A 9,816-nucleotide genomic window follows, 5' to 3' on the forward strand; every position below is an offset into this window, starting at 1 on the left:
ACTGTAACCCAGGGAAGCTCTGAACATGTCCGAACACGCTTCCGGCGCCCGGACCCGTTAGAGAGCTTCCTGACCGACACCATGAAAACAAGAAACCTTCTCCTTGCTCTCCTCATACTGGCTCTCTGGGCCGCCACCGCCTGCTCGCGCCCACCCCAGCGCAATTATCTGGACAGCCTGCGCAGCTACTGGCAGGGTGTCTACCCCAACGGTGGCGAGACCCTCTATTGTGGCCGGAAATTCCGCCCTTTCGACCGCAGCGTGAATGTCGAGCACGTCTATCCCATGAGCTGGGTGACGAAAAAACTGCGCTGCGGCAAGCGCGAGCAATGTCGCCACAACAGCCCGCGCTTCAACCTCATCGAGTCGGACATGCATAACATGTATCCCGCCCGCAAGGACGTCAACCAGACCCGCGGCGCCATGGCCTTCGGCATCATCGAAGGGGAAAACCACAAGTACAGAGGCTGTGATTTCGAGGTGGATTTCCGCAAGCGGCGGGTCGAGCCCCGCCCGGAGGTCCGGGGGCGCATCGCGCGGGCCATGCTCTACATGTCGGACGAGTACGGTCTGGACATCTACCGCAAGCAACGCAAGATGCTGGAAAAGTGGAACCGGCAGTTTCCACCGGATGCCGAGGAAAAACGTCACAACAGGGCGGTTGCCAGGATCCAGGGCAAACCCAATCCCTATATCCGATAGTCATTCCCCCAAATCCAATGGAAGGGTGTAAAATCCCCGCCCATTGCCGAACAGGACCCGGATCACCATGAGCACATTGAAGAACGACCGCTTTCTGCGCGCCCTGCTGCGCCAGCCCGTTGACATGACACCGGTGTGGATGATGCGCCAGGCGGGACGTTATCTCCCCGAGTACCGCGCCACCCGCGAAAAGGCCGGTGATTTCCTCAGCCTGTGCCAGAATCCGGAACTGGCCTGCGAAGTCACCCTCCAGCCCCTGGAGCGCTTCCCCCTGGACGCCGCCATCCTGTTCTCCGACATTCTTACCATACCGGACGCCATGGGGCTGGGCCTGTACTTCGAGGAAGGCGAGGGGCCACGCTTCGAGCGCCCGGTGCAGGACAAGGCTGCTATCGATGCCCTGCCGGTGCCAGACCCCGAAGAAGAACTGCGCTATGTGATGGACGCGGTGCGCACCATTCGCCGGGAGCTGGATGGCCGGGTGCCTCTCATCGGCTTCTCCGGCAGCCCCTGGACCCTGGCCACCTACATGGTGGAAGGCGGCAGCACCAAGAACTTCGCCCTGTCCAAGGGCATGATGTTCGACCGCCCGGAGCTCATGCACGCCCTGCTGGACAAACTGGCGCAATCCGTGACCTCTTATCTCAACGCCCAGATCGCCGCCGGCGCCCAGGCGGTGATGATCTTCGACACCTGGGGCGGCACCCTCACCCCCTCGGACTACAAGGAATTCTCCCTGGCCTACATGCAGCGCATCGTGGAAGGCCTGACCCGGGAAGCCGAAGGCCGCAAGGTGCCCGTGGTGCTATTTACCAAAGGTGGCGGCCAGTGGCTGGAAGCCATGGCGGACACGGGTTGCGATGCCCTGGGGCTGGACTGGACCACAGATATCGGTGAGGCCAGGGAACGTGTAGGCCACCGCGTTGCCCTGCAGGGCAACATGGATCCCAGCACCCTGTACGCCTCACCCGAAGTCATCCGCCGCTCCGTGGCCAATATCCTGGAAAATTACGGCCTCGGCACCGGCCATGTGTTCAATCTGGGCCATGGCATCCATCCGGGCATCGACCCGGAACATGCCGGCGCCATGATCGAAGCCGTTCACGAGCTGAGCAAGCAGTATCACAAATAAAAAGCCACTGAAAAGCTTTTGTTTCCAGTGGCTTTTTAACCCCGAAGCGGCGGTGGGGCGCGCTTTCTACAGGCGGTAGACAGACGCGGTCATGAGCTTCGAGGTCAATTTCATGGCCACCCTGACGGGACCAGGCAGTTCCGCGCCGCCATGGGCTTTTGCCGTCTGGCCATGGCGGATCTCGTCTTCCTTCATCTGCTCCAGGATCGCACGGGTGCGGCAATCCGACTCCGGCACCTGCGCCAGATGCTCGTCCAGGTGTCCCTCGACCTGCTTTTCGGTTTCGGCCACGAAACCCAGGCTCCACTTGTCACCCGCCAGTCCGGCAGCCGCACCGAGTGCGAATGAGCCGGCATACCACAGCGGGTTGAGAATACTCAGGCGGCCACCCAGTTCTTCGACACGCTGTTCGCACCAGTCCAGGTGATCGTTTTCCTCTGCCGCAGAACGCTCCATGCTGCGCCGCACTTCTTCCTTTCGCGCTGTCAGCGCCTGCCCCTGGTACAGCGCCTGGGCGCAGACCTCGCCCGTGTGATTGATACGCATCAGGCGGGCCACATGGTCTTTCTGGGATTCCGGCAATTCGGATTCCGTGCATTCTTCGGCGGGATTGGAACGTTCGGTCACCAGCGGGCGGCCAAACAGCGTGCGCAGGGCCTGGTCCAGATTGACGACCAGACGGTCTGCCGCGGTAAAGTTTCTGTGCGCTTCTTTCATGGAAGAAATTCTAATCCCTTATCAGCTGACGCGCCAGCAAAGTGACAGGATGCAGGTATTCAGGATCCTGACCATCCACAGCGGACTGCAGGTGCAGACGACAGGATAAATTGCTGCTCAGAACAAAATCCGGCGAGATATCGGCTATTTGCCGGACGAAGGGTTCCCGCAGCCGCTCCGCCACCCCGGGCCGGAGTACCGCCCCGGTCCCACCGGCGCCACAACAGGCACCCTTCTTCCCCACCGCTTCAGCCTTCAGTTCCAGAATGCATGCAAGCAGTTTCATCACGGCATCACCACTGTGCAGAACGTTTTCCAGCGTGCAGGGAATATGAACCGCCGCGGATTTTGACAGCGGCCTGAACTCCAACCGTGAAATCACCTTTTCCTGTGCCAGGAAGGCGGCAATGTCCCTGTGCCTTGCACCAAGCACCTCGTAAACATCGAGTTGCGCACCGCAACCGCTTGCGATGCTGATCACAGCGTCCAGCTCCCCGATCGCAGCAAAGGCGGCTTCATTGGCGGCCGCCAGTCGCACCGCCCTGCCGATGTTACCCGCATGAGCATCGAGGGCACCGCAACAGACCTGTTTTGCTGGTACTGCCACCTCGTAGCCAGCCCGCAGCAGCAGGGAAATCGCCGAGTCGACAGCAACACTGTCGAACAGACTGCCCGTGCACCCCACAAACAATCCCACCCTGCCAACGGGTTTCGCTATGTCAGGACGATAGACAGGGGCAGGTCTGGGCGCATCTGTACGGGCCTGACGAGCCAGTATATTAAGGCGGGGAAAAGCCGGAAGAACCGGCCTGCCCAGGCGCAGCAGCCATCGCATCAGCCCCGGCCGGGGCAGCAGCATATGCAGCAAACGGCTTTTTATACCCTGTTGCGAACGCACCAGCGACAGGCCCTGATCCATGATTTTCGCGAACTGCACTTCAGACGGGCACATGGCCTCACAGCGCCGGCACAGCAGACAGCTGTTCAAAACTTCTGCGCTGTGATCATCCGGCAGGATCTGGCCCTGAGCAAGCGCCTGAACCAGCGTGATCCGCCCCCGCGGCGACATCGCCTCACTGGCCGTCAGACCATATGTCGGGCACTCAGCCAGGCAAAGACCGCATTTGACGCAACGCGCCGTCTCCACAATCATGGAGCCGTGCTTCCTGGCGTATAATCGGCATACTGACCGCAGCAGAACAGTATTCGTCTATGTCTTACTTCAAATATCATGTGTTTGTCTGTACCAATAAGCGCGAGGAGGGCGCCTGCTGCGCCTGTCTTGGCGCCACAAACGCACGGACCTACCTCAAGAAACGCTGCAAGGAATTGGGCATTCACGGAGAAGGCCAGGTTCGCATCAACAATGCCGGCTGTCTCGACCGCTGCGCTCAGGGTCCCGTCATGGTGATCTATCCCGAAGAAACCTGGTATACCTATGTAGATAGTGAGGATCTGGATGAAATCATAACACGCCACCTGCAGCACGGGCAGATCGTAGAGCGCCTGAAAATCTGACCAGAACAGCCGATAGCACTACCACCTCTCTGATCATTCAGGCACTTGTATGAACCGGTACGGCAAACAGGTGCAATAGGGCAACTCGATTGGCAGGCCGATCAACCGATTTCGAAAACACAGTTTCTGCCAGGGGTTCCAAGGCTGCTCCAGCCTGACATTTTCACTATTGCCATCCAAATCACATAAAATTTTCTTGACAGGAAACGCCCAATATTAGAAAATGCTCACATACTGATTTTCCTCTCCTCCTCCCCCTTTGTTGGAAAATCAGTATGCACCATCCTCCTTTGGTGGTTATTATTTAGCGCGGCACCCCCTGCCGCGCTATTTTTTTGCCTGTTTGTGCGGAATACAGGAAGGGCTTGTATCTCATTTTCAAGTCGGGTATTATTCGCGCCCTTTCGTGGAGTATGGCGGGAATTCGCCATTTTTGGGAACGAGACAAATGACAACGGTAAGCGCTAAGCCGGCGGAAGTACGCCGGGAATGGTATGTAGTAGATGCAGAGGGCAAGACCCTGGGTCGCATGGCGAGTGAAATTGCACGCCGGCTGAAAGGCAAGCACAAGCCTATATATACGCCGCATGTAGACACGGGCGACTATGTTGTGGTGATCAACGCGGAAAAACTGCGCGTCGCCGGCAACAAGCTGCAGGACAAGATGTACCATCATCACACGGGTTACATTGGCAACCTGAAAAGCATCAACCTGGGCAAACTGCTGGAGAAAGCACCTGAGCGTGTACTGCAAAAAGCAGTCAAAGGCATGCTGCCGCGCAACCCTCTGGGTCGCTCCATGCTGAAAAAGCTGAAGGTTTACGCCGGCACTGAGCATCCGCATAGCGCCCAGCAGCCCAAACCCCTCGACATCTGAACACAGCTGATACGGATCTGACGAAATGGCACAGCAACAAAATTACGGCACCGGCCGACGCAAAACTTCCGCAGCCCGGGTTTTTCTGACTCCCGGTGATGGCAGCATCACAGTAAACGGCCGTCCTCTGGATGAATTCTTTGGCCGCGAAACTGCCCGCATGATCGTACGCCAGCCTCTAGAAGCCACCGACCTGGCGGAAAAGATCAGCGTGAGTGTCACGGTTAGTGGCGGCGGCACAACAGGCCAGGCCGGCGCTATCCGTCATGGCATCGCACGCGCGCTTTTGGAGTATGACGAAGAGCAACGCTCCACCTTGCGCCAGGCAGGTTACCTGACCCGTGACGCGCGTATGGTAGAACGCAAGAAAGTGGGACTGCACAAGGCCCGCAAGCGTCCCCAGTACTCCAAGCGTTAATCGAACAGTTCCATCCGTCCTCCCCGATCCCATGGGGAGGACAGCCCCGCCCTCCGGTTTTGTTACTTTTCTGCAACAAAACAACATCGTGTGATTTTTTTACAAAAAAGTGTTGCGTTATTGTAAAAAAGCAACTATTATTGCTCCTGCTTAGACATGTTTTTAAACCTAATTTTATTTAGCGGAGTATTCCAAATGAAAAAGAAGCTTCTAGCATTGGCAGTCGCTGCAGCCCTGCCCATGGTTTCTCAGGCTGCGACAGCCGATGTGACCATTTATGGTAAAGTTCACACCTCCATCGATTACATCAATCCTGATGCACGCGGTGCTGACAGCATCTATGATGTAACCAGCCGCGCATCCCGTCTGGGTTTCAAGGGTTCCGAAGATCTGGGCGATGGCCTGAAACTGATCTGGAAAATGGAAACCAGCTATAACACCGCTGAAGGCGGTTTCGGTTCCGGCCGTAACACCTACATCGGCCTGGCCGGCGGCTGGGGTACCTTCCTGTATGGTCGTCACGACACCCCCATGAAAATGTCTACCGGTAAGCTGGATATCTTCGCGGACGAACTGGCTGACTTCAATGCCACTGCCGGTCTGATCGATCTGCGTGCCAGCGACGCTATTGCCTACGTTTCTCCTTCATTCGGCGGCCTGACTCTGGTTGGCGCCATGATCCCTGATGCGGATTATGACGGTAACGGCGACATCGCTGGCGCTTACTCTCTTGCTGCCATGTACAGCAACGGCGGTCTTTTCGTGTCTGGCTCATACGAGTCTCTGGACGACCTGCAGGGCGGCGCTGATGCTTCTTACTGGCGCATTGGTGCAGGCTTCGATATGGGCGCCTTCCACATTGGTGCTGTTTACGCTGACCAGACCGATGATGATCTGCGCGCACGGTTCCGTGGTGGCGACGCCAAGAACCTCACCGTTAACGGTTCCTGGGCATTCGGCAACAACAAGCTGAAAGCCATGTGGGGTCGCATCGATTCTGACAATGATGTGTTCGATGAAGGCAAGACCGACGCTTGGGCCGTTGGCCTGGACCACAACTTCAGCAAGCGTACCAAAATGTACATCCAGTATGCTGATTCCGAGCACGGCCTGCAGAGCACCAACTACGGATCTGCTGATCAGTCTGGTGTTTCCTTCGGTATGGTTCACAAGTTCTGATCAGGACCTGACCGCAAGGATCGTGTAGACACCGTCAAGGTATCTGCATAAATAAAAAGGGAGGTGCGAAAGCACCTCCCTTTTTTTGTGAGCGGGAAGTCAAGGCTAACCGGAAAAACTCATGTTCATTCTGATGCCGCGGGCAGCTGCACTACCAGCAGGCCAGCGGAAAAGAGATCCATATACGAAAAAAAGCCCGTGCATCGGTCAGATGCACGGGCTTTTTCTGTTGCAAAAGCGCTGCTCAGACAGCCGTGTTACGCCTGTAAGAAAGCCAGGCGCCCGTACTGTTTTGCGCTTGATACCACAGCCACACGGGAATCGTTCAGTGATTACTCTGGCAGAATGGTTTTCGCGCCTTCTTCAGACCCCAGTATCAGCACATCGGCCGGTCGGTGACCAAAAATACCAACGGTGACCACACCGGCAATCTGATTGATGGTTGTCTCCAACTGCACCGGCTCCATAATTTCCATGTTTTCGACATCCAGAATGATATTGCCATTGTCAGTAATAAAATCTTCCCGCCACACAGGTGTACCACCCAGTTTAACCAGTTCACGCGCCACATAGCTGCGCGCCATGGGAATCACTTCCACAGGCAGGGGAAATTTACCCATGACATGAACCAGCTTGCTCTCATCGGCAATACAGACAAATTTCTTGCTGGCAGCGGCAATGATCTTTTCACGCGTCAGCGCACCACCACCCCCTTTGATCAGATGCAGTGAGTAATTCGACTCATCCGCACCATCGACATAGATTTCCAGCTCTCCCACCGCATTAAGATCAAACACATGCATGCCAATCTTCTTCAGCCTTTCGGTCGAGGCTTCGGAACTGGAGACGGCACCTTCATAACGGCCTTTCACGTCTGCCAGCAGATCAATGAAATGGTTGACCGTCGAGCCGGTTCCTATACCCAGCACACCACTGTCGGGAAGATATTTCAGCGCGGCTTCCGCCGCCTGACGCTTCAATTCGTCTTGAGTCATTGCTTCTTTTCTCCTTTTTTATATTCCGCAATAAGTTACCATTACAGCATAGAAAACGCCATTACCATTCACTGTTCAAGGCTTTGCCGATGTCCCGCAACTATCTGGAAAAAATCCTTCGCGCCCGCGTCTATGACGTCGCCAGGGAGACCCCCCTGGAATTTATCCCCCGTTTGTCTGCTCGCCTGAACACGAATATCTGGCTCAAACGTGAGGATATGCAAAGCGTCTTCTCTTTCAAATTGCGTGGCGCGTACAACAAGATTTACAACCTTTCGGAAAAGCAGAAGCAGAAGGGCGTCATCGCTGCTTCGGCAGGCAATCATGCACAGGGAGTGGCACTGGCCGGCAAGCGTCTGGGCGTACCCGCGCTCATCGTAATGCCCACGACCACACCTCCCATCAAAGTCCAGACAGTCCGCAATCTCGGCGCACGTATCATACTGCACGGCGATTCCTACGACGATGCCTACACACATGCCCGATCACTGGTGAAGGAAAAGGGCATGGTATTCGTTCATCCTTTCGATGATCCTGATGTCATCGCCGGTCAGGGCACGGTTGCCATGGAAGTTCTGCGGCAGCATGAAGATCCTGTCGAGGCGATATTCATCCCTGTGGGAGGTGGTGGCCTGATCGGCGGCATGGCAGCCTATATAAAAAGAGTGCGGCCGGAAATTCGCGTTATCGGCGTGGAGCCGGAAGACACCCCCACCCTGCAACGCGCTCTGAAAGCCAACCGGCGGGTAAGCCTGAAACAGATAGGTCTGTTTGCAGACGGTGTTGCCGTGCGCCAGATCGGCAAGGAAACCTTCAAACTGGCACAGCAATACGTGGATGATGTGGTGCTGGTTACCACAGATGAAATCTGTGCGGCCATCAAGGACATCTACGACGACACGCGCAGCGTCGCTGAACCTGCAGGCGCCCTTGGAATCGCCGGCATCAAGAAATACTTGCAAAAAAAGCGGGGCAAGCACGGTAATCTCATCGCCATCCTGAGTGGCGCCAACATCAATTTCGACCGCTTGCGCCACGTTTCAGAAAGAGCCGAACTGGGTGAACAGCGGGAGGCCCTCATCGCCGTGGAGATTCCCGAACGCCCGGGCAGTTTCCTGAGTTTCTGCCGGGTACTGGGTAAACGCAATATTACCGAATTCAACTACCGCTACCACGATGAAAGGCGAGCACATGTGTTTTGCGGCATAGAACTGTCTGGCGGCGCAGAAGAGCGCGACAGCATCATCAGCCGCCTGAAGCAAAAGGAATTCGGTATCACCGATCTGACGGACAACGAAACGGCAAAACTGCATATCCGTTACATGGTGGGTGGACACGCGCCCCAGGTAAAGAACGAGAGACTTTTTCGCTTCGTCTTTCCCGAACGCCCCGGAGCCCTGCTGGATTTTCTGGCTGGCTTGAGTCGCGGCTGGAACATCAGTCTGTTTCACTACCGCAATCATGGTGCGGCCTATGGCAGGGTACTGGTAGGCGTACAGCTTAGCGGAACGCAGGTTGCCGAATTCCGCGCCTACCTGAAAGAACTGGGCTACCGCTATCATGAAGAAACAGAAAACCCAGCCTACCGCCTGTTCGCCAGTGCCGGGGATTGATTGAGATCTTTTCGCGCCCTCCCCTGATGAAAAGACTTGTCGAGTAAGTCAATCCGGTTGTGAGGGATTTGCTTTCAGCATAACGCAAATCCTTCTGTGCGGGCAGACCATGGACAGGTAACTGTAACTGATGCGGTATCTGCCGGGTGGCCTCTTTAGGCCACACCCGGCAGACCCGGCCTTTACCTCATTTTTTTCTGCTTACCTTCTTCTTACTGGCCTTCTTCTTGGTAGGCTTTTTCTTGGCGGTTTTCTTTGCCACCTTTTTCTTGGACACTTTTTTCTTTGCCGCTTTTTTAGCTACCTTCTTTTTACTGACTTTCTTTTTAGCCGCTTTCTTGGCTACTTTTTTCTTGGTAGCTTTTTTCTTTGCCGCCTTCTTGACAATCTTTTTCTTCGCTACCTTCTTTTTAGCCACATTCTTTTTGGTTGCCTTTTTCACCACTTTCTTCTTTGCAACCTTCTTCTTGGCTGCTTTCTTTGAAATAACCGCCTTTTTCTTAGCAGTCTTTTTCTTTGATGTCTTCTTTGCCATGAGATCCCCCATTAACAGTTCAATACACGAGTCAGTTCAATACACGAGTTGCAAAAAAAATGCACTCACTGTTTGTGAGTATAAACAACTCTTCAATAAATGCCAGCATTTACCGTTACTTAACCCTGCT

General features: G+C 55.4%; 11 protein-coding genes. 7 read left to right on the top strand and 4 right to left on the bottom strand.

Annotated elements, in window-relative coordinates:
* The first annotated feature begins 81 nt into the window (after window positions 1-81).
* On the top strand, window positions 82-702 hold the full coding sequence (locus ACOCD2_RS00490; protein WP_293643834.1) for an endonuclease: 621 nt from the start codon (window positions 82-84) through the stop codon (window positions 700-702).
* A gap of 67 nt (window positions 703-769) precedes the next feature.
* The gene (gene hemE, locus ACOCD2_RS00495) at window positions 770-1,834 is read left to right on the top strand and encodes a uroporphyrinogen decarboxylase (RefSeq protein WP_293643836.1); all 1,065 of its coding nucleotides are present in this window, start codon (window positions 770-772) and stop codon (window positions 1,832-1,834) included.
* A 66-nt stretch (window positions 1,835-1,900) separates the two neighbouring features.
* Here the strand turns inward: hemE and coq7 are convergent, their stop codons facing one another.
* Together coq7 and ACOCD2_RS00505 are read right to left on the bottom strand one after the other, a co-directional pair.
* Window positions 1,901-2,551, bottom strand: coding sequence for a 2-polyprenyl-3-methyl-6-methoxy-1,4-benzoquinone monooxygenase (gene coq7 / locus ACOCD2_RS00500; RefSeq protein ID WP_293643838.1), 651 nt, complete (start codon window positions 2,549-2,551; stop codon window positions 1,901-1,903).
* 10 nt (window positions 2,552-2,561) lie between these two features.
* Window positions 2,562-3,704, bottom strand: coding sequence for a (Fe-S)-binding protein (locus ACOCD2_RS00505; protein WP_293643840.1), 1,143 nt, complete (start codon window positions 3,702-3,704; stop codon window positions 2,562-2,564).
* Between the two features lie 29 nt (window positions 3,705-3,733).
* Here ACOCD2_RS00505 and ACOCD2_RS00510 point away from each other — a divergent pair, with 29 nt between their 5' ends.
* The 4 genes from ACOCD2_RS00510 (at window position 3,734) to ACOCD2_RS00525 (ending at window position 6,543) form a co-directional block, all read left to right on the top strand.
* Window positions 3,734-4,069, top strand: coding sequence for a (2Fe-2S) ferredoxin domain-containing protein (locus ACOCD2_RS00510; RefSeq protein WP_293643876.1), 336 nt, complete (start codon window positions 3,734-3,736; stop codon window positions 4,067-4,069).
* A gap of 448 nt (window positions 4,070-4,517) precedes the next feature.
* Window positions 4,518-4,946, top strand: a complete 429-nt coding sequence (gene rplM, locus ACOCD2_RS00515) for a 50S ribosomal protein L13 (protein WP_293643842.1) — start codon at window positions 4,518-4,520, stop codon at window positions 4,944-4,946.
* Window positions 4,947-4,971: 25 nt separating this feature from the next.
* Window positions 4,972-5,364 carry a 30S ribosomal protein S9 gene (rpsI, locus tag ACOCD2_RS00520; protein ID WP_293643844.1) on the top strand — a complete coding sequence of 131 codons (393 nt, stop codon included), beginning with the start codon at window positions 4,972-4,974 and terminating at the stop codon, window positions 5,362-5,364.
* A gap of 195 nt (window positions 5,365-5,559) precedes the next feature.
* Entirely contained in the window at window positions 5,560-6,543 is a 984-nt protein-coding gene (locus ACOCD2_RS00525; protein WP_293643846.1) for a porin, read from the top strand.
* A 332-nt stretch (window positions 6,544-6,875) separates the two neighbouring features.
* On the opposite strand, the gene rpiA is transcribed toward ACOCD2_RS00525, so the two are convergent.
* Entirely contained in the window at window positions 6,876-7,538 is a 663-nt protein-coding gene (gene rpiA, locus ACOCD2_RS00530) for a ribose-5-phosphate isomerase RpiA (protein WP_293643848.1), read from the bottom strand.
* 89 nt (window positions 7,539-7,627) lie between these two features.
* Between rpiA and ilvA the strand changes: the two genes are divergently transcribed.
* A complete protein-coding gene (gene ilvA / locus ACOCD2_RS00535) occupies window positions 7,628-9,151 on the top strand; it encodes a threonine ammonia-lyase, biosynthetic (protein ID WP_293643850.1) in 1,524 nt (507 codons plus the stop codon).
* Between the two features lie 187 nt (window positions 9,152-9,338).
* Here the strand turns inward: ilvA and ACOCD2_RS00540 are convergent, their stop codons facing one another.
* The gene (locus tag ACOCD2_RS00540) at window positions 9,339-9,686 is read right to left on the bottom strand and encodes a hypothetical protein (protein WP_293643852.1); all 348 of its coding nucleotides are present in this window, start codon (window positions 9,684-9,686) and stop codon (window positions 9,339-9,341) included.
* Window positions 9,687-9,816 lie beyond the last annotated feature (130 nt).

The sequence above is a fragment of the Thiolapillus sp. genome (genome assembly GCF_048562965.1).
GTDB classification, from domain to species: Bacteria; Pseudomonadota; Gammaproteobacteria; order Chromatiales; family Chromatiaceae; genus Thiolapillus; species Thiolapillus brandeum_A.

Coding starts and splice junctions, on each gene's coding strand:
- ilvA (WP_293643850.1), top strand. CDS start 7,628: ATGTCCCGCAACTATCTGGAAAAAATCCTTCGCGCCCGCGTCTATGAC.
- ACOCD2_RS00540 (WP_293643852.1), bottom strand. CDS start 9,686: ATGGCAAAGAAGACATCAAAGAAAAAGACTGCTAAGAAAAAGGCGGTT.
- hemE (WP_293643836.1), top strand. CDS start 770: ATGAGCACATTGAAGAACGACCGCTTTCTGCGCGCCCTGCTGCGCCAG.
- ACOCD2_RS00505 (WP_293643840.1), bottom strand. CDS start 3,704: ATGATTGTGGAGACGGCGCGTTGCGTCAAATGCGGTCTTTGCCTGGCT.
- rpsI (WP_293643844.1), top strand. CDS start 4,972: ATGGCACAGCAACAAAATTACGGCACCGGCCGACGCAAAACTTCCGCA.
- rplM (WP_293643842.1), top strand. CDS start 4,518: ATGACAACGGTAAGCGCTAAGCCGGCGGAAGTACGCCGGGAATGGTAT.
- ACOCD2_RS00490 (WP_293643834.1), top strand. CDS start 82: ATGAAAACAAGAAACCTTCTCCTTGCTCTCCTCATACTGGCTCTCTGG.
- ACOCD2_RS00525 (WP_293643846.1), top strand. CDS start 5,560: ATGAAAAAGAAGCTTCTAGCATTGGCAGTCGCTGCAGCCCTGCCCATG.
- coq7 (WP_293643838.1), bottom strand. CDS start 2,551: ATGAAAGAAGCGCACAGAAACTTTACCGCGGCAGACCGTCTGGTCGTC.
- rpiA (WP_293643848.1), bottom strand. CDS start 7,538: ATGACTCAAGACGAATTGAAGCGTCAGGCGGCGGAAGCCGCGCTGAAA.